Annotated in this window: 19 protein-coding genes and 3 pseudogenes; 10 read left to right on the forward strand and 12 right to left on the reverse strand. The window is 68.1% G+C overall.

The window, feature by feature from the left end; translation table 11 throughout:
* The first annotated feature begins 36 nt into the window (after nucleotides 1-36).
* A complete protein-coding gene (locus tag OOK38_RS34180) occupies nucleotides 37-1,257 on the forward strand; it encodes an IS30 family transposase (RefSeq protein ID WP_266849965.1) in 1,221 nt (406 codons plus the stop codon).
* Here the strand turns inward: OOK38_RS34180 and OOK38_RS34185 are convergent, their stop codons facing one another.
* From OOK38_RS34185 to OOK38_RS34195, 3 genes are all read right to left on the reverse strand, one after another.
* A complete protein-coding gene (locus OOK38_RS34185) occupies nucleotides 1,258-1,650 on the reverse strand; it encodes a hypothetical protein (protein ID WP_266849966.1) in 393 nt (130 codons plus the stop codon). It abuts the gene before it with no gap.
* Nucleotides 1,647-1,805, reverse strand: a complete 159-nt coding sequence (locus OOK38_RS34190) for a hypothetical protein (RefSeq protein WP_266849968.1) — start codon at nucleotides 1,803-1,805, stop codon at nucleotides 1,647-1,649. The genes OOK38_RS34185 and OOK38_RS34190 overlap by 4 nt, the downstream gene beginning before the upstream one ends.
* 257 nt (nucleotides 1,806-2,062) lie before the next feature.
* On the reverse strand, nucleotides 2,063-2,497 hold the full coding sequence (locus tag OOK38_RS34195) for an NUDIX hydrolase (protein WP_266849970.1): 435 nt from the start codon (nucleotides 2,495-2,497) through the stop codon (nucleotides 2,063-2,065).
* 472 nt (nucleotides 2,498-2,969) lie between these two features.
* Here OOK38_RS34195 and OOK38_RS34200 point away from each other — a divergent pair, with 472 nt between their 5' ends.
* The 3 genes from OOK38_RS34200 to OOK38_RS34210 all read left to right on the forward strand — a co-directional run bounded on the left by OOK38_RS34200 (nucleotide 2,970) and on the right by OOK38_RS34210 (nucleotide 5,654).
* On the forward strand, nucleotides 2,970-3,461 hold the full coding sequence (locus OOK38_RS34200; RefSeq protein ID WP_266849972.1) for a hypothetical protein: 492 nt from the start codon (nucleotides 2,970-2,972) through the stop codon (nucleotides 3,459-3,461).
* A 152-nt stretch (nucleotides 3,462-3,613) separates the two neighbouring features.
* Nucleotides 3,614-4,345, forward strand: coding sequence for a hypothetical protein (locus tag OOK38_RS34205; RefSeq protein ID WP_266849974.1), 732 nt, complete (start codon nucleotides 3,614-3,616; stop codon nucleotides 4,343-4,345).
* Between the two features lie 751 nt (nucleotides 4,346-5,096).
* Entirely contained in the window at nucleotides 5,097-5,654 is a 558-nt protein-coding gene (locus OOK38_RS34210; protein ID WP_266849976.1) for an XRE family transcriptional regulator, read from the forward strand.
* Between the two features lie 95 nt (nucleotides 5,655-5,749).
* Here the strand turns inward: OOK38_RS34210 and OOK38_RS34215 are convergent, their stop codons facing one another.
* From OOK38_RS34215 to OOK38_RS34235, 5 genes are all read right to left on the reverse strand, one after another.
* A complete protein-coding gene (locus OOK38_RS34215; protein ID WP_266849978.1) occupies nucleotides 5,750-6,193 on the reverse strand; it encodes a hypothetical protein in 444 nt (147 codons plus the stop codon).
* Between the two features lie 51 nt (nucleotides 6,194-6,244).
* Nucleotides 6,245-7,279, reverse strand: a complete 1,035-nt coding sequence (locus OOK38_RS34220; protein ID WP_266849980.1) for a hypothetical protein — start codon at nucleotides 7,277-7,279, stop codon at nucleotides 6,245-6,247.
* The gene (locus OOK38_RS34225; RefSeq protein ID WP_266849982.1) at nucleotides 7,276-9,051 is read right to left on the reverse strand and encodes a hypothetical protein; all 1,776 of its coding nucleotides are present in this window, start codon (nucleotides 9,049-9,051) and stop codon (nucleotides 7,276-7,278) included. Before OOK38_RS34225 ends, OOK38_RS34220 begins: the two co-directional genes overlap by 4 nt.
* 218 nt (nucleotides 9,052-9,269) lie before the next feature.
* The gene (locus tag OOK38_RS34230) at nucleotides 9,270-10,025 is read right to left on the reverse strand and encodes a TIR domain-containing protein (protein ID WP_266849984.1); all 756 of its coding nucleotides are present in this window, start codon (nucleotides 10,023-10,025) and stop codon (nucleotides 9,270-9,272) included.
* A gap of 12 nt (nucleotides 10,026-10,037) precedes the next feature.
* Nucleotides 10,038-11,330 (reverse strand): helix-turn-helix domain-containing protein, encoded by a 1,293-nt coding sequence (locus OOK38_RS34235; RefSeq protein WP_266849986.1) that lies wholly within the window; start codon nucleotides 11,328-11,330, stop codon nucleotides 10,038-10,040.
* 185 nt (nucleotides 11,331-11,515) lie between these two features.
* Between OOK38_RS34235 and OOK38_RS34240 the strand changes: the two are divergent.
* The 4 genes and pseudogenes from OOK38_RS34240 to OOK38_RS34255 form a co-directional block, all read left to right on the forward strand.
* Nucleotides 11,516-11,635 (forward strand): annotated as a pseudogene (locus OOK38_RS34240) (AAA family ATPase); the annotation flags it as partial.
* Between the two features lie 444 nt (nucleotides 11,636-12,079).
* Nucleotides 12,080-12,322 (forward strand): hypothetical protein, encoded by a 243-nt coding sequence (locus OOK38_RS34245; RefSeq protein ID WP_266849988.1) that lies wholly within the window; start codon nucleotides 12,080-12,082, stop codon nucleotides 12,320-12,322.
* Nucleotides 12,323-12,385: 63 nt separating this feature from the next.
* Entirely contained in the window at nucleotides 12,386-12,961 is a 576-nt protein-coding gene (locus tag OOK38_RS34250) for a hypothetical protein (RefSeq protein WP_266849990.1), read from the forward strand.
* Nucleotides 12,962-13,049: 88 nt separating this feature from the next.
* Nucleotides 13,050-13,304 (forward strand): annotated as a pseudogene (locus tag OOK38_RS34255) (DUF6207 family protein).
* A gap of 10 nt (nucleotides 13,305-13,314) precedes the next feature.
* Here the strand turns inward: OOK38_RS34255 and OOK38_RS34260 are convergent.
* Entirely contained in the window at nucleotides 13,315-14,241 is a 927-nt protein-coding gene (locus OOK38_RS34260; RefSeq protein WP_266849992.1) for a DUF4238 domain-containing protein, read from the reverse strand.
* Between the two features lie 583 nt (nucleotides 14,242-14,824).
* On the opposite strand from OOK38_RS34260, the gene OOK38_RS34265 reads away from it, so the two are divergent.
* Nucleotides 14,825-16,924 carry a hypothetical protein gene (locus OOK38_RS34265; protein WP_266849994.1) on the forward strand — a complete coding sequence of 700 codons (2,100 nt, stop codon included), beginning with the start codon at nucleotides 14,825-14,827 and terminating at the stop codon, nucleotides 16,922-16,924.
* Nucleotides 16,921-17,349 (forward strand): hypothetical protein, encoded by a 429-nt coding sequence (locus tag OOK38_RS34270; protein ID WP_266849995.1) that lies wholly within the window; start codon nucleotides 16,921-16,923, stop codon nucleotides 17,347-17,349. The genes OOK38_RS34265 and OOK38_RS34270 overlap by 4 nt, the downstream gene beginning before the upstream one ends.
* Nucleotides 17,350-17,508: 159 nt before the next feature.
* Here the strand turns inward: OOK38_RS34270 and OOK38_RS34275 are convergent, their stop codons facing one another.
* From OOK38_RS34275 to OOK38_RS34285, 3 genes and pseudogenes are all read right to left on the reverse strand, one after another.
* On the reverse strand, nucleotides 17,509-17,700 hold the full coding sequence (locus tag OOK38_RS34275) for a hypothetical protein (protein WP_266849997.1): 192 nt from the start codon (nucleotides 17,698-17,700) through the stop codon (nucleotides 17,509-17,511).
* Complete coding sequence (locus OOK38_RS34280) at nucleotides 17,679-17,954, reverse strand: hypothetical protein (protein ID WP_266849999.1); 276 nt, start codon at nucleotides 17,952-17,954, stop codon at nucleotides 17,679-17,681. Before OOK38_RS34280 ends, OOK38_RS34275 begins: the two co-directional genes overlap by 22 nt.
* 79 nt (nucleotides 17,955-18,033) lie before the next feature.
* Nucleotides 18,034-18,324: pseudogene (locus OOK38_RS34285) on the reverse strand (hypothetical protein); the annotation flags it as partial.

The following is an 18,324-nucleotide window of genomic DNA, read 5'->3' on the forward strand; positions in this document are numbered from 1 at the left end:
CTAGGGGTCGTCGCAACACCCCAGTTGGGGAGTGCGATGGACTTCGGGATTCGGGACCGGTCGGTCAACCAGGGACGCCGTAGGTTGACCGAGGAACGGCGCATCTACCTTCAGCTCGTGCAACAGGGCATGAGCAGTGTGGAAGCGTGCCGGATCGTCGGGGTCAACTCCCGGACGGGAAAGCGGTGGCGTAACGGCCGTACCCCGTCCGGCAGGACGGTCGGGGCGCCACCGATCCCTGCGGTGGCGCCTTCGGGTCTTTCCCGCTACCTCCGTGAAGCCGACCGGGTCCATATCGCAGACCGGCTGCGGGAGAAGACCACGATCCGGCAGATCGCCGCCGAGCTGGGCCGCAGCCCCTCCACGATCAGCCGGGAGATCCGCCGCAACGGCACGGTCGACCCGCGCGGAGCCCGGCACTACCGCCCGCACTCGGCCCAGGCCCGGGCCGACAGCCGGCGCCCCCGCCCCAAGCCGGGGAAGATCGCCCAGAACCTGCAACTGCGCGCCTTCATCCAGGAGCATCTGGACCTGCGATGGAGTCCGGAGCAGATATGCCAGGCCCTGCGCACCCGCTTCCCCCAACGGCCGGAGCTGCACGTGGTCCACGAGACCGTCTACCAGGCCCTCTACGTCCAGGGCAGAGGCGAGCTACGCCGTGAGCTCGCCAAGGCACTACGGACCGGCCGCGTCCGGCGCAAGCCCCGCCGCCAGGCCCAGCAGCGCCAGCCCCGCTTCCGCGACCCCATGGTGATGATCAGCGAACGACCCGCTGAAGCGGAGGACCGGGCCGTGCCCGGTCACTGGGAAGGCGACCTGATCATCGGCAAGGACGGCACCTCTGCCATCGGCACGCTCGTCGAGCGCTCCACCCGCTACGTGATGCTGCTGCACCTGCCGAACGGCCGGGGCACCGAACCGGTCCGCGATGCCCTGGTCGAGACGGTCCAGACGCTGCCCGCCCATCTGAAGCGGTCACTGACCTGGGACCAGGGCAGCGAGATGGGCCGCCACCGCGAGTTCACCATTGCCAGCGCAGTCCCGGTCTACTTCTGCGACCCGGCCAGCCCATGGCAACGCGGCTCCAACGAGAACACCAACGGGCTGCTGCGGCAGTACTTCCCCAAGGGCACCGACCTGTCCGTCCACACCCGTGAACACCTGGACGCGGTTGCCGCCGAACTCAACGGCCGCCCACGCAAAACGCTCGGCTGGGAAACCCCAGCCGAGCGGCTGCATAAACTCCTCGCGGCCTGATCAACACGACCGTGTGTTGCGACGACCCCTAGAAAGCGCCGCGTCCGTGAGAACCATGTTGTCGATCAATGCCGCGTAGGCGTCCTTCGGTGGCACGGACCGCTTGTGCTGCAACGCCTGCTCGGCTCCGATGTGCCTGGCCCGGGTCCGCCAGTACGCGCCGCACAGCCTGCCCCCCACGGCATAGGCGTGGGGCACCGGCGCCTGATCACGCAGCTGTTCCCACCGGCGACCGACGGCAAGGAAGGCGTCCATGGCGATCTCTTCCGCCACATCCTCGGGAACGCCCTGGCGGATGAGCCATCCCACCATGCGTTTGCGGTGCATCTCGTAGAGGGCGGCGATCTCCTCGTGAGCAGACCGCCGCTCTCCGTTGTTCACGTCGTCCGTCACGACGAAGCGATCTCCTTCGCCGGTGTCTCGGACAGTTCCTGGACAGCCGTGCGGATCACCCGGGTGCGGCCGCCCGGTTCGGACTCGAAGAAGTCCATGCCGGGCTTCATCAACGGCAGGACCGTGACGGTGTGCGCGTTGCGCTCACGTTCCATCTGCACCGCTGTGCGCGCATGGAGTCGTTCTGTCAGATACCGCAGGAGGCCTCCGCACCCCCGCACGGCCCGTCCCACGCCCTTCGCCCCTGCCACGAATTGCTCGATCATCCCGTTCTCATCTCACTCGCCCCGAACTGACGCAAGCTATAAGGGATGTTCACCGAAAGAGGTTGGGTCGGGAGACAAGATTTTTTGTGAGCCGCATCGGCACGCACCGGCTGCCGCCCGGCCCGCACGGCAGACGCAAAGGGGGATCAGCGTTCTTGGCCGCGGCGTTCGGCCAGGAGCAGGGCCAGTGGCCCGGCGGGCAGGAGGAACCGTCCCTCGCTCACGGCGCGGAGCGCATCCTGCATCGGCCACCACATCAGCTGGAAGTCCTGCTCGGTTGCGGTCAGTTCCTGGGCTCCCAGGGTCAGGTGGCGGGCTTCGAAGAGGTGGACGCGTGCGGGGGACTTCAGCGTGATCGCGTGCGAGCCCAAAGGTGTCCAGTGCTCGGCGCTCACGCCGGCTTCCTCACGCAGCTCGCGGAGGGCGCACTGAAGCGGGCTCTCGCCCTCTTCCCGCCGCCCTCCGGGAAGGAACAGATACGCGCCCCCGTGCGCGGGAAAGTCGGCGCTCAACAGCGCGACGAGATCGTTCTCGTCGCGCGCTACGACCACCGAGGCATCGCGCAGGGATCCATTGCTCATGCCAGCTCTCCAGGGCGGGGCAGCGGTCGGCGACCGCGGGCGGGCATGACGCGCACATCGGGCAGCAGGCCGTGAGCGAGGCAGGCCGACGAGAATGCGGGTGCGGCCCGGCCCTGCCAGAGCGCGGACACGGGCCGGGCCACGGCTGAGAACCCTGGACCGGGCAGCGGCATCCAGAGTCCTCAGCGTTCGCGCATCAGGTCCACTCCCACGTACGCGACCTCTGGTCCAACGACTTCCCGCCCGCCCGGACACGGCGCTCCACGCGGTGAAGACCGCCCCGGGAGAGCAACTGCTGGAAGAAGGCGGCGATGCAGCCCGCCTCTCAGCGTCGCGTACCGGCTCGACGTTTCAAGTCGGCCTGCACCCCTCCTTCGCTTCATGATCGGCAATCCTTTACATTCTCCACACACTGAAGCCGTGAGCGCACCGCCCGGAGTGGCCGGTTCAGATGTCTGGAACTTGAGGGAATATGGCTAGATCTGACAAGGATGACGGGGTGTTGGGGTGCCTTGGCCTCATCGGCATCGCCGTCGCGGCCGCGGTCTGCTGGTTGCTGTACGAGGCCGTCCTGTGGGTTGTCGCGGAGTGGCGGTGGGCCTGGTTCTTCGGGTGCGCCGTGGCGGTTCCTTGTGCTGCCTACCTTCTGGTTCGCGTGTGGGGCGAGCAGTGGCCTTTCGATCCCATGGATCACGTCGAGGTATGGGTCACTGCGGTGCTCACCGCTCTTGCCGTGTCGACACCGTTTGTCGTGCTGGTCGAGGGGTGGCTGACCGCGGTCGTTGCTCTCCTGGTGGCAGCGGGTAGCGCGGCGGGAGTCGCCTACCTGCCGTGGTGGCCCGAACTCGTGAGACGACTTGCCCCCTTCGCCCGCAACGCGGCTTCGTCCACAGGCAACCAGGGGGCTGGCACGAAAGAGCATGAAGTCCGCGCAGTGGCTCGGGGGAACGGCGCCAGGCTGTGAGGGCGGTGTGCTGCCGGTCCGCAGGCCGACGGGATGTCTTGCGCACTGACCGACTGCGGATGCGGGCCGATGGTGGCCACCGTGCCGCCGTCCGCACGTCTCGAAACGAACTGCCGCCTGCCCCTTGGGCCTCGACACCCTCTGGAGTTTGAGTGTTCCGCATTTCCTTCCCGCCGCCGGGCCGCAAACGCCGCGTAGGGACACTCCTTGCCGTTGTGTGCGCCAGCACGCTGGTAATCGTTCTCGGTGAGCCGTCCGGGGACGACCCGGCCGCGGCCGCCCCACGGGCGACGCGGTCTACCCCCGTTGAGCCTTCCCAACCGTCGGCGGAAGCCAGCCCTGCTGAGCCGTCGGCCACCCCCACGCCCACCCCGACTCGCACACCGCCGGAACAGCGGCTGGACGACCTCTGGCATGACAAGGGATGGAATCTGTCGGACTATTCGGCATCGGAATTCGTCCAGGACGCCTGCGACATGGCGGACCAGACGGATTTCCTGCCCGAGCAGGTGGGCGAGAGCGTGCCGCAGGCCCTCGCGATGCGCGCAGCCTCCCAGAAATCAGGCGCTGAGGCACTGCGTGCGGGGGTCCCGCTGCTCTGCCCGAAATGGACCAAAGCCTTGAAGAAGAGTCTGTCCGGCCGGTACGACCGCTGGATCACGGACGACACCTACGACATCGGCACCAGCCCGGCACAGATCCCCCCGGGTGCCTACCGCACCGAGGGTGACATAGCTGACTGCTACTGGGAGCGCACAGCGGCGAATGGGGACATAATCGACAATGGCCTGGCCAACGTAGCCCGCAAAATCACAGTGCACATCAGCGCCACTGACAGCACGTTCACTTCGGAGGGCTGCGGCGTGTGGACGCCGGTCCACTGAACCACGGCAAATACCTCCCGCGGCCCGGCCATCGTCGTTCGCGAGGCGACCCGCACGGCGCGGGATGGCGCCGGCGCATCTGACGACTGCGGTCAGGACATCTGTGGGGGATCGGGGCCCGCTCAGGCGGTTGCGCGGCGGCCGGAGCCGCTGCGCCTCGCCGGCTCGGCAGCGGAGCCGGGAGGGAATGTCGGCGCTCTGGCGCTGTCCACGACGAAGGCGCCCGATGTCTGGCCGGGATCCGGCACCCCCGGCCACCTGCTGCTGTGCGGCCGCGTCGAGCGGCCCCTCGCCGTCCGGGCGTCCGTCACCAACCTGCGGCACCGGGTCCCCCAGCGCCACCACGTCCGCAGGGTCGCTGACCTCCAGCCGATAGGTGTCCGCGATGCAGTTGAGGAACGACCACATCGCCTCACCCACGACCGCACCACCCGCAACTCCGCAGCCACCCCGGCGCCTCCCGCCCGCGAATTCGGCGGCGCCTGCACAACAGCACCGAGCGCCCCTCAGCCCGCCGCCCGTGCACCGTCAACGATCCCGGGCGCCCCCTGGTACCGGGGGATCAGCGTTCTTGGCCGCGGCGGTCGGCCGGGAGCAGGGCCAGTGGCCCGGCGGGCAGGAGGAACCGCCCCTCGGAGCGCAGCATCCTCCATCGGCCACCACATCAGCTGGAAGTCCTGCTGGTTGCGGTCAGTTCCTGGGCTCCCAGGGTCAGGCGGCGGGCTTCGAAGAGGAGTAGGAGAAGGCGACGATGAGCATGTTCGGGGACGGCCTGGACGCCGCGGTCCACAAGGCGTTCACCCGTCCGGCGCCCAAGAGCGCGCCCGCGCAGATGCGCTACCTGGTCAAGAAACTGGGCGGCACCAGGGCGGTCGCCCAGATGCTGCGGATCTCTCAGCGCACCGTAGAGCGGTATGTGAAAGACCAGATTAAAAAGCCCCGCCCGGATCTTGCAGCACGCCTGGAACGCGAGGTGAAAGCCCGCTGGCAGCCACAGATCCGGGCCAAGGCCCGCAAGAAGGCGGCGACCACCGGCGGCATCGTCATCGACACCCGCGCCCGCCTCGGCTACACCGCCCCCATCGGATCGACCGACCAGGATCGCATCCGCCATCTGACCGTCGCCCTCCCGCCGCAGTACGCCGCCCGCCTCTTCGACGCCCAAGAGGCCAGCGCCGGCGACCAAGAGCTCCAGGAGATCGCGGCCGAAGCGCTCAAGGAGGTCTACCTCCAGGATGGCGGCCGCCGCGCCGGCAGCCTGGAGGAGGTCCGCTTTACGGACGTGGAGCACCTGGAGTTCGAGCTGTAGCAGTTATGTCTGGAATAGCTCTCATCCCTGGACGCGATCCGGCTATCCGGAGTTCGTTCCTGCGTTACAGCGCCGGCTCGGGGGGCGGATGAGTCTCAGCCTTGTGGCGGATCGGGTTGGTGGGCGTGGATGGTGAGTCCGGTGATCCGGCCTGATTGGATGACTGGGCCGTGCTGTACGCCGCCGTTGATGTTGTTGTGTACGGTGCCGGGTCGAGCCCCTTCGCTCTGGAGGTGCTGCAACCCTGTGATGAGGGTGCGCAGTTCGGTGCCGGAGACGGCTTGGGCTTCCAGGAGATGCCGTAGGTATGCGTCCCACTGTTCGGCGGTGTCGCGGGCCAGGTGCGGATGATCTGCGGAAGGGGCGTCGAGGAGTCTGGCCCGCGCGGCGTCCAGGTCTGTGATCGTGGAGTTGCCTGGATTGCTGCGTGAGAGGAACCGTCGCAGGAGTTCGCGGGCGTGCGTCCAGGAATCGGTGACCATGAGCGAGACCAGGGTGGTCGCTCCTGAGGCGGTCAGTGCGGCCAGCTCGCTGTCCATGGTTCTCCTTCGAGTAGAGCGCGGACTCCAGGTGCTCGGCTGGCATCTGCGTCATCTGGGGTGTTCCGGCTCTTCCGGCTGGTCGTCGGCGTGGGAGGTGAAGGGTTGCGGGTCGTAGCGGCGCAGGAGTTCATCGGCCGTCTCGTGTCTGTCCTGCGTCCGGATGATGTCGGCGATCTGCTTGGTGAGCATCCCCCGTCGGACATCCCCGTCGGTGAAGCCCATGCCGGCAAGGAAGGCTTCGAAATGGTCGGCGGTGGTCGGCTCCCGTTCGACGACGGGGGCCGAGGGCCCACTGGATGAGGAGATGAGGTCCTGAAGCCGTTCGGGGATGTCGGTGTTGTTGGCGGCCGATGTGAGTTGGGCAAGGAGACCGAGGTCTGACACGGTCTTGTCTATCTGGTTGTCGTTCTTGGCCAGCCACCAGACCACCGCGCTGCCGGTGTCCTTGAGCACGTCGTCGCCCAGGTATTCGCGCTTGCTCTGTTCGTACGTGCGCTGGTGTTCCCACACGGCCTTGTCCTTGCGGACTTCAGCGAGTTTGTCCAGGCGTTCCTGGTCTGATTCCTGCAAGGTGAGCGCGATGTTCTCCGCCATGGCCTGAAGGTGTCCAGTGGGGTCGGGGTGAAGTGTGCTGAGGACACCGCTCAGTTCGTGTTGGACGAATGAGGCGCGGGCGGGTTCCCGTTGTTCGGTGAGGGCGCGGGCACGGTCCAGTACCGCCTCGACGGCGAGGCCCGCAGGGTTGAGAACGCAGTGGTCGCCGCGGGCCTCGAGAGGATGCCACCGCACGGTCGCGGAGAGGATGAAGTCGTAGTCGGGCCAACGGCTGGGCAGGGCGACGCCGCTGACGTGGTGTTCCCTGCGCTCGATCGGAGCGGCGGGCACGAAGTTCGTGAAGTCGGCGGGCAGGGAGCCGCGACGCATTGCAGCGATCTTGAAGGCTGCCGCTGGTACACCGACGAGGACAACAGCCAAGGCAGCCCATGCCCATGAAGGCCACTCCTGCATCAGGCCCAGGATCGTCGACAGCAAGGCGCACAGGATGGTGAGGAATATGGTCGTCGTCTTCCGGCCGGTGGTCATCGTGTAGTCCCCCTGGGCGGTGCCGGTGGAGTTGATGCGGCCGACGGGTACAGGCCCTGGGCCGTGGAGATCTTCTGCAGCAGCCGTTCGGTGATCGCAGCGCCGCACGCCCGCCCACCGGGCGCGGCAGGCTCTGCGGCGCGGGCTGTGGAGTACAGCGCGGCAAGAATGCCGCCGTCTTGGCCCGCAGCATCGACCAGCAGAGCGAGCAGGCGGTCGCGATGACTGTCGGCTGCACAGGCCGTGTGCAGCCATCGTTCCGCATACGGCTGCCAGTGCGAGCGCTGCATCTTCGTGAGTACCGCTGCCCAGCCCGCAACCACAGAGGCCTGGACGGCCTTCTCGTCGATGAGCGGTCTTGGCGCACTTCCCGGGTCGGTCAGGGCCACCGGGTCGCAGATCCGCAGAAAGAGACGAGCGTCGTCAGCGTTCGGTGCGGACGGATAGCGGGTGAGGCGGTCCAGCAGGCGCCGTCGCAGGCGGGCACTGGTGGCGGCAAGGTCGCACAGGGCATCGAGAGCAGGGGTGGCGCCGCGCTCCCGGCGGGCCAGGTGGCGCAGCCGGGTCAGGGCCTGATCGGGATGGGTGGGTGCGATCACATCGGTGCACACGCGAAGAAGAACATGCGCGAGATTGCCCGTCAGCTGCTTGCCGACACACCAGTCGTAGACGAGCTGGCGCAGGCTCTGGCCGTAACGCAGATCGTGAAGACCGCAGGCCAGTGCGCCTACGGCAGCCTCCCGACGGGCACGGGTCGCGGGCGCAGCGCTCCACTCCTCTGCAAGGAAGGCCAGGTCGATTCCCCGCCCAGTGCGCAGATACTGCTTGGCGAGCCGGCTCACCAGCCTGGCGCGAAGGTCGAAGGTGATGTGCGGATCGTCCAGCTCCGTGCTGTGGAGGGTCCAGGTACTGAAGTGATGCCGAAGGTCGGGCATGTGGTCCCAGAAATGGGCCCGGACCGCGGCGTCGTAGTCCACCTTGTCGAACCGCACATGGCCGCCCGGCCCGGTTGCCGCACCGATCTCGGCCAGACGCTCCGACAGATCCTTGCCTTCGAGTAGGGGCGCCTCGTCCTTCGGCATGTCGAGGATGCGCAGCAGGAGGGCTGCACCGTGATGGATGACGTCAGCGTGTGCGCCATGCAGCATGGCCGTCGTGAACAGCAGCGCGCGCTGCGATGCCGCGTTCTGCTTCGCGACGAGCTCGGCGACTTCCCTGCGCCACTGCTTGCGCGCGTCACGGGAGCGTTCGCACCAGGTGGGGAAACCGTCGTGAACCGGATGCGCTGCACGGGCTCTGCGCACACGGTCGGCGAAGAGTGCGACCTCTTCCATCGGCGGTTGTTCCGCCAGGAACGCATCCAACGCTGGGGCGCGGCGCAGGTACTCCTCGTGCGGTATCCGGTGAAGCCGTAGATGGCGTCGGAAGACCTCGATGTCTGGTGGGCGAGCGATGTCGGCCCGGTAGGGCTGGAGATGGGACTCCAGCACCCCGTCGTACGGCATGACGACCACCAGGTGTGCTCGCTGCTCCTGCACGGCTGTACGCAGCGCTGACAGGTCCGTACGCATCTGAGCCCATTGGGAGACGTCCGCCTCGGCAAGGTTCAACAGCAGCCGGTCGCCGGCGCCGACCAGTTCGGGATCGGTGAGGGCACCCTCCTCCTCGCCCGGAAGCAACTCGCGGAAGATACCGGTGTCCTGGTGAAGCTCGTACAGGAGGACGCGCGCCGCAGCGGTCCTGCCGCTGCCCGGAGCGCCGTGCAGGATCACCGTCCTGCTGTCGTCTCGCAGGCGGCGTGCCGCTCCCATTCCGCGTGGATCGACGAACTGCCGCCTTAACCGGCGGAGCTGGTCATCGGCGATACGACGCGGACTTCGACCAGGCTTGTCCTGGTCTCCCAGGCCTATGTTGACGGTGTAGTTGAGGGTGCCCGGGCCGGCGTGTACGGGGCCGGAAGGCTGCTCGACGTGCGTGGTGGACCCAATGCTCACTGTTCGTCGCCCTCGGGCCGACTTGAGTCCCCGAACTGGTGGCGGATGTCCCCGCGCTGATTCCCCTCGATGTTCGTCATGCCGTTACCCGAGTAGTGCCGGTCACCCGAAAGGTGGCGCGAGTTCTGGTAGATGTTCCCCTGCCCGGCATGCACGGGACCGGTCGCCCCTTTGATCACCGTGTTGCCGACATCCCCAGTGAAGTCCCGGCTCTGCACCGCCGTTCCACTGACGTCACCGGCCGAGTTGGACACGGAACCGGGACCGGGGGACGGCACTTCGCCGTGTTCGAGGTCGTACAGCTCGGGAACCATCTCGGCCACCAGGTCGCCCAGGCGCTTCAAGTCCGCTTCGGCGTTCTGTGTGTCCAGCCGCACGGACTGCAGTTCGGCCAGCCTCGCGAGCTCGTCCGGCAGCTCCGCCTTGCGCAGGCGTTCCGTCCCTCTGCCTGCCAGGACGGGCACCACCGGCACTCCGCAGCTGAACGCCTCCACAATTTCCTTGCGGACCCAGTCCTCCGGGTCGCGCAGCCGGGACTGGAAGTTGATCCAGTCGGCCCCGATGACAGCCAGCATCAGTGCGCTGCGGCGCACGCTCATCAGGAGGGCGTCTGGGTAGGTGGAGCCCGGAGCGATGGACCTCGAAGCGCGAAACGCCCGGTCCTTGCCGAAACGGTTGGCAAGCTCGTTGTCGATCAGGGCGGCGATGTCATTGCCGTCCCCTGTGCGGTAGTTGATGAACACGTCGGGCATGCCAGGTTCCTCTCAGGGGACAGGGAGTCGGGATAGCACTGCCAGGCGTGGCTCCAGCTGGCGTACCAGGGCGTGGCCGGAATGGCGGGCCAGGACGCGGGCGAGGCGACGGAGGTCGATCGTTACGGTCGCGGACCGGACGGCCGCCAGCCCATCGAGCAGCGGTTCCGCCAATGTGCAGGCCTGGTCGATCTCGCCGTGCGACGCGTAGGCCAGCGCTCGGCGGACGCCGTAGCGCACCTGGGTGCGCATCGCATCAGGCGAGACCAGCGCGAGTTGGCGGTCCAGTTCCTCGGCCGCCTGCCGCGGCTGGCCGAGGTCGAACAGACACCAGCCAGTGATCATGCCGATCGAGTCCGGCAGATGCATGCTGCCGATCACTGGAGCGTCGCCTTCGCTTTCCTGGAGGGCGAGCAGTGTCCGGGCCCGGTCGAGAGCGCGCAGACACGCGTCGAAATCGCCGGCGAGAGCGTGCCCCTGCGCCTCACGCTGCGCGGCAAGCCCCCGTATCCGCGGCGGGAGCGTGCCGTTCTGCGCCTGACGTGCCAGAGCAACGGTCTGCTCGGCATCGTCCTGGTACAGCGTGACCAGGGCCCGCCGGACCAGTGCGTACCCGGCCAGTGCCCGGTCGCCACCGGCCGCGGCGAGGTCCACTGCACGCTGCGTCCACCACAGCGCCGCCTGTTCGTCGCCCGTTTCCTGCACCAGCCAGCCGACGTATTCGGCATACCGGGACCCCAGCGCCAGTAACTCCTGGCGGGTGCGGGAATCCACGTGCGCGGACAGTTCGCGCAGCGTATGGGTCTGCGCTATCAGCCCCGGCAGCAGGAAACCGGGCTCAACGCTCTGGCCGAGTCGCCTGTAGTGCGTGAACAGTGACCGAGAAGCATCCAACATTCCGGCACCCCCGGTCGTCGATACCCGGCCCTGGCTGCCCGTACCCCAGCTCACCAACGAGGCCGCCCCGGCGCTCACGACCTCCCGCCGGCCCACGGGCTGAAACCAGCTCGAACCACCCGGCGACAGCCGCATCACCCACTCCTCCTCATTGATTCCGTGTCGAGTCGCTTCCTTCGACGTACCAGTAGCGGGCGTGGCGACCAAGCCGATCAGCGCACCGCTGGCGTGCAGGGCGGCGTCGCACAACCGAGCCAGATCACGGCTGGGCGCCTTGATGCCTCGTTCGACCTTGCTCAACTGCGCCTTGCTGTAGTGCACGACGGCGGACAGCGCTGTGAGACTCAAGCCAGCGCCCAAGCGCCGCTTCCTCAGCTCCTCGCCGAACTCGCTGGACGGCTGCGGCACGGAAACCTCCAGGACTGTCCATCCAGTGCAAGAGGCTGCTGCACGAAAGAATGCGGCCCCCTGACTGGGCGGACAAGGCAGATGGCACTGTTTCCCGTTTCCTCTCCGTAAGCGGGACGCGCTACTCCCGAAGCAACAGGCCCGTCAGGTTGGCTGCCGCCCGATCTGGCGTGACTGCTCACCGCGTGGCCATCGACTCGAACGAGTTGTTCTCTGGCTGGACCAAGGCCTTCACCGACCACCGCCTCTGCGCGGCCATCGTCGACCGTCTCCCCTTCATCGGCAACATCATCGAGACCGGCACGGCTCCTACTGTTTCGCCACCACGCCCGCGCCGAGAACTACCCGACCCTCAGTTCTCTATGAATCGCTGACGCCAATACCCGCAGGCACTGAACGAAGTTGCCAGTATGAGGTGAGAGCTGCGGGAGACGGACGGCGTGCACAGTCACCGCGGCGATCGCGGTGACGGCGACGGCCGCCTCGCCCGCACCGAACCTGTCGGAGGCAGGCGCGGCCACAGCGGTCGGCTGGACGCCGGCGGGCTCGGCGGTGGTCAAGACAGCGGACATGACGGGAGCCTTTCAAGACGATCGACACGACGCCCAGGCCGGAAGCCCCAGGCCAAGTCCCAGAGGGAGCAAGACGTGTCCACGGTCCAACGCTTCCCTCCGTCGCGAGCACGGCCGGCATCACGGGGCCCGGCGGCGATACTGCGGTGAGGCGATCCGAGCGGCGCGGAGGAACAGGTGACGAGGGACGAGCTCCGGCATCCGGCGCTGACCGGCGAACCCTGGCCGGTGATCGGCGTACGGGTACGCCGCGAGGACCACAGCCCGCGGCCGGCGTCCTGGCGGCCGGCCTCGCACGCCGTGCTCGAGGACGTCCTGCGGCTCTGCGCCCGGGCGTCCCGGCCCGCTGGGACGGGGGTGGTGGCAGCCCCTGATCACCTACCTGACCTCCACGGCTGGAAGTGGACACCACGCTGGTAGTGATGCGGCCAGTGTTGGGTGAAACGCCTCCCGGGGCCACGTGCTTCTGACAGGTTCGAACGCGTGGATCAAGGGTGGGCAGCGGTTATCGCAGGCATCGCCGGGCTTGTTGGCGCGGTCGTCGGTGCTCTTGCCGGTGGGCGTGCCGCAGTACGCGGCGCTCGGATCGGCGCAGAGGTGAGCGCGGCCGCCGTGCGGGCTCAGGTTCGCGATCAGGCCGTGCTGGCACAACAGCAATGGGTTCGCCAGGAGCGGCAGAAGGCATGTCTGCAGGTGATGGACATGTACGCCGTCTTCAACGTCGAGTCCGTCCGGCGGCGTGAGCAGTTGGAAGCGGGCACGGTGCTGGATGAGGCGTCGTTGCAGGCTTACGGGGAATCCTTGTTCAACCTCCTCACCGTGTGCAGCCACTTGGCGCTCCTGGGGCCCGACTCCGTGCAGGTGGCGGGTGGCGTCCTGCGGCGCAGAACGGAGCGATTCGTAAGCACGCTCCGGTTCGCGAACGAGGAACTGGCGGAAGACCCCGCAGATGCTATGCATGCGGACTGGGCGGAGATGGTGGCTGAGGACGGGCAGGAGATGAAGCTCGCCTACCTGGAGTTCATGCGCGTCAGCCAGGCCGTTCTCGTGTCTGGCTGATCGGCGGACGAGAGACGGGTAACCGCTCGGACGGGTGAAGACGCTGGACCAGCGGAACCCTCTCTGTCAGCTGGGCGTGGTGCCGTACATGGATTCGATCAACGAGGTGCACGTCAGCAGGCCGGGTGGCCTGGTGGTCGTCGCGGCCGCCGACGACGCCACCGCGCTCGCCTTTCAGTAGATGCTCGCCGAACGGTGGGCGACGGCAACAGCCGACCGTACGACGCACGACGTCGGCCAGCCTGGCGTACGGCTGCGCTGTTACCTGGACTTGAACCAGCCGGTCGGCTGGGATGCGCCGGCCGACGCGTCGCCGCTGGCCCTCGCAGAGGTACAGCAATGACGATCGCCTGTCAGGTGGTGCGGTTCCCGGCCGGTCGTCGCTGTGCGGCGCGTTCCACGAACGGCTCCAGGCCGCTCTCGGGGTGCATGTAGATGTAGCGGTGGGCGGCGTGGACCTGCACGGCGTTGAGGCGGTCGACGAAGGACTGGGGGACGGTGAGCATGACGTCCTCGGTGCCCAAGGACAGCATGTGCCGTGGGCCGATGGGAAGTAGGAGGGTCTGGGCGTCACCGAACGCCATGCCGTACATGGTGCGGCTCTCCTTCACGGACAGGGTCAGGGCTGGGTTGTCGCCGATCAGGAACTGGCCTGTCTCGGGCGTGATCACCTCCAGCCGCCGCGTCGACGCCAGGTCCCGCATCTTGTGGAAGGTGTCCTCGATGCTGGTGCGGAAGAGCTTGCCGCTCTCGCGGTCGCGCATGACCGGGGACCGTTCGATGAGACGCTCAGCGAAGGCGCCCAGGGAAGCCGAGCCGGACAGGTACAGGCCCGTCTCGCGCAGTGCCTCGAGGCGCAGCTGCTCGGGATACTGGGTGATCACCTTGGCGACCAGGCGCGTGCGGGCCCGCTCGACCGAGTCGGTGTGCACATCGCGGTAGTGGAGCGACCGGACGTAGTGGAGCACGACCAGGTCACGCAGCACGTCCACGTGAAGCGGGTCGGCGAACGGAGTGCCGGCGTGCACGGCGGCGAACGCCGCAGGCACGCGCCTCTCCACGTCGCCCCACAGTGCTTCAACGGATGGGGAGTCGACGGCGACGAAGTTCTCGACCCATCCGCATCGGCTGGTGGGCATCCGCTTGTGCACGCGTCCGGGGTTGTGCAGGTCGAACGGGAGCAACTGCCAGCTACTGCCCTTCGGTTCGGGCATCGTGAACTCTTTGAGCAGGACCTGGGATACGAGGTGCTGCCGCGACGTCTGCTGTACTGTTCCCACACGCCGAATTGTGCCAAGTACCCCTCTCCGCCCGCTCAGAGTTTTCTGATTGCCGATCCACATGGTCAGCGCAGCCGGACCACGGTGACGACTTCCCTGTCAAGTCAGTATGTTCAGCTGTAGCGTCGATGTGCTCATAGGCCGATAGCCCTCGGTGTTGCCCGTGCTTCGTGGCTTAGGCCAAGCTGGTCTGGCAGCCAACGACACAGGGACGTTCGATCAATCGGTCGTCGGCCCTTGGGGGGCGACGGTCTATCAGATTCGTTTTCCAGAAGCTCATTTGGTGCCGTAGGATCGCGCCAGCATTAGGCTTGTGCCGGCTCTCCACCACCCCTCATGGCCCGTACGGGCAGAGGAAGCGCAATGGTCACCCAGCTCAGCTCCCTGATTCTCTTCGTCGAGCGGGCTCGGTAGGTCGCGCACCACGCGGTCGGGAGACGGACGCGTGTGACAGTCGCTCAGATCGTCTTTGGCGTGCGGTGACTGATACAGCGACTCCGGAGTTCCTCCACCGGGGTCCGGGCCCTTGCTCTGCCCGGACCGACCGGCCCGGGCCGACTCGCCCACTCCTGGAAGTCTGATCATGACGACCACCAACCTGGCGACCGTCTCCGAGGCGGAGCTTTCCACCCGGGCCAACCCGTTCCCGGGCGCCGACACGTACAGCTGGACCCGGGCCTTCTCCGAGGCCTTGGCCCTTGCCACTGGCCTGCTCCCGCTGGTGACCGACGTCATCGCGTCCTACGTGATCCGCCCGAAGCGCTACCTCACCAAGGCGCGGACCGAGACGATCCACCGCCTGCGCCCCGGAGTGATCGTGAAGGACGAGCAGACGGGTCTGCACGTCCTGTCGGTGACCACGCACGGATTCGCGGGCACCCCGACCGAATACAACGAGCGTGTGCGGAGCGCCTTCGACAGCCCGGCCCGGCTCGACTCTTCCCCTGCCCGGGTGCTTCCGAGGCTGACCACCGGGTCCGGCCCGAACGGCACCGCGCTGCCGTTCGTGACGACCGCCGAGCCGGTGAAGCCCACCGTCCTCAACACTCTGCTTGGCCTCATGGACCTGGCCCTCACCGAGGCCGACCGCAAGCGCGGTTACGACCTCGCCGAGGACATGACGGTCTTTGGCCAGACCAACCGCACGATGCACGTCCCGTTCCTGCGGACGATCACCGAAAACCACCAGGGCGTCCCTGTTACCCGCGAGGTCGTCGACCTGGTGGCCATCAAGGGCAGCAACCGCTCCCGGGCCCGACTCAAGCTCCACGGGCTGACCGCTCGCAACATCGCCTTCGGTGTTCCGACCGACATGCTCGACCTAGTGGAGTCGAAGGCCGGCCAGCCCACGCTGCCGGAGTACATCGCCGACCCCGTCGTCTGGGTCCCGGCCTTCGCCGACACGCTGCGGGACGCGTTCGCCCGCCCCAAGCACCGCCTGCACGGCACCGCCCAGGCCGCCGCCGAGGTCGCCGCTGTCCAGATGCAGATCATCGTCGGGACGGACAACCCCGCCGAGTTCCACAACACGGTCTTCGACCCGAACCGTGCCGACCACCGACGCCCGCAGCTCGACTACCCGCTCGCGGAGAAGTCGACCTCCGACATGCGGGCGGTCCTGCGCGAGGCGAAGGCTTCGGGCCGCATCACCGAGCCCGTCCGGGCCTGGCTCGCTGGCGAGGACAGCGAGCCGGATGCCCAGCCCGGCTCGGTCACCGACGCCCGTGACCGCCGCGACCGGGCGCTGCTCGGCATGGCCTTTCCCAAGGAACTGGAGCACGATCGCGAGGTGGCCCGGGTCCTCGGCGAGCCCGAGCGGTACTACGACAGCCGTGAGGAGAACGTCACCCTCCGGCTGCGCATGCTCTCCGCCGCGATCGCCGAGGGTTACCGGACCCGGTGGAACCCGCGGCTGCTGGACGGCACACTTTACTCCAGCTTCATCGCCAAGCGCGGCAGTCTCGCGGACCGGCCGGACTGGCGGACCGCGCTGGACCAGGCCGAGGCAGACGAGACGCAGCTGTCCGACTTCCTCGTGACGCGGGGCCTGCACTGGCTTGCCGAACACGGCATGGTCGAGGCCGACCGCGGGTCGGCTGACGGCCAGCGGGGGCCGGGCCGGCGCAGCGGTGTCAGCGCCCGCAACGCCCTGCTGCTGAAGTCCGTACAGACCATCGCCCTGATGCGTGAGATCGCCCGTGCCAACGACGCTGGCACCCCGCCTCGGCAGGTCGATGAGGCCGGAGCTCCGGTCGACGGCACCGTCGCCGACCGCATCTGGTTCAGCGTGACCTTCCCGAAGACCGGGCGCGCCAAGAAGAAGGTGGACGACCGCCCCGGAGCGTCGGACAGCGCCCCGCCCCAGCAGCCGGAAAAGAGCCCGGAGCAGGTCCTCCTCGATGCCCAGCTGCGCCTGGTGACGAGCCTGTCCAGTGAGTTGCCGCAGGCCTTCCTCGCCGCGCTGGCCGTGGCTCGCGAGGCCATCGCCGCTGGCGCGGCGGCCGGCAAGCCTGCGCTGGCCGACCCGCCCTCCTACAGCGTGGAGGTGATGGAGCAGGCCCTGACCCGGCTCAAGCGGGACCTGGGTTCGATGCAGGCCTGCTTGTCCGACATGAAGGGCGAGACCGAAGTCACCATCGACTCGGTAACCGAGCAGTTCGCCAACTCCGAGGGCGAGCGGTGAGCCGCTCCGTGCTGCCGGCTGGGCCGGTGCTGACCGCACCGCTCCTGGCTGGCCTGGCGCTCGTCGGCGGCCGCTACCTGCACGCGACCTACCTGCGGCCGGTGCCCTGGGCGGGCCGCGGGCACTTCAACGACCTGGGTGTCCTCACCGGGATCTACCTGGTCACCGATATCGCCGGACGGCTGTGCTGGCTCGGTCAGGCAAGCCGCCTCGACGGTCTGACCGGGCGTCTCAACGGGCACGACCGCGATCCGGCCAAAAGGGCCGTCTTCGCCTGTGTGCGGGTCCTGCACCTGGACGACCTGACGCCCACCGAGGCCCTGAACGCCGTCGAGGGGCGGTGCGCGGACCTGCTCGGTGTCCGGCAGAGTATGAAGCCGCGCCGTTGGCCCCCGGCGACGAACTGGCTGTCCTTGGTCGCCTAACGCGATGGTGGCCGACACTCACGTAGGTGCCGGCCACCACCCAGTGGTGACCCCGATCCGCCGTTAGCCTTCGGGCAGGTGGTCGACGGCGATGCTGGCGAAGTCTTCGGGGGTGAGGATGCGGATGCCGACTGGAGGATGACTGACGGGGAACTTGGTTCACGTACTGCAGAGCCGGGTGACCGTGACGACCGTGTGCCGGGTCGTGCCCGCCATGACCTCCACCACGGCGTCACCCCCGGCGGGCGTGTAGGAGTCGCTGGCCTTCGTGAACGCCCGCCCAGCCTGGGGGACCAGGCGCGGGGCCACGACCGAGGACAGGGCCGTGGTCAGCCGCTGGGACAGCGCCACCGTCCGTCGGACAGCCGCACGGCGAGCGCCTTCGGGTGCCGGGCGCTGCTGGTGAACCCGACCACGGCCGCGTTGACGGTGTCAGCGTGCCTGATCTTCGCCCAGACTCGGCCCGCCTTATAGGCCTCTCGCAGCGGCTTCGCCACGATCCTCTCCACGTCTGTTCCTTCGAGCGCCGCTTGCCAGAGCAGGGCCTCGTCCAGGTCGGTGGTCGACCACACCGGCACGATCGACGGACCAGCGTCGGTGAGCACGTCCAAGAGGACCTGGCGGCGCTCCACGTACGGACGCGGGCGCAGGCCAAGGAAGCCCGCCGCAGGATGGGCCAGGACGTCAAACGCCGCGTACGTCGCGGGGTGCCGGTCGGCGAGTTCCCGGCCCCGGTGCGGCCTGGAGAGCGCGGGACTGCGCCGCCTCGAAGCTGATCCGCGCGTTGTCGTCGGCGTCGGAGAGGTACACCACCGCCTTGTCGTCCAGGATCACGCCAGGCGGCAGACGTATGGCGGCCACGGCCAGGTCCATCCAGAGGGCGGTGACGTCGCGGCCGGTCCGCGACTGCAGCCGGACATTCTCCCCGGTCCGCCACAGCACGGTCCGGTGGCCGTCCTTCTCCAGCCTTTGCCA

This window comes from Streptomyces sp. NBC_00568 (assembly GCF_026341855.1).
GTDB lineage: Bacteria > Actinomycetota > Actinomycetes > Streptomycetales > Streptomycetaceae > Streptomyces.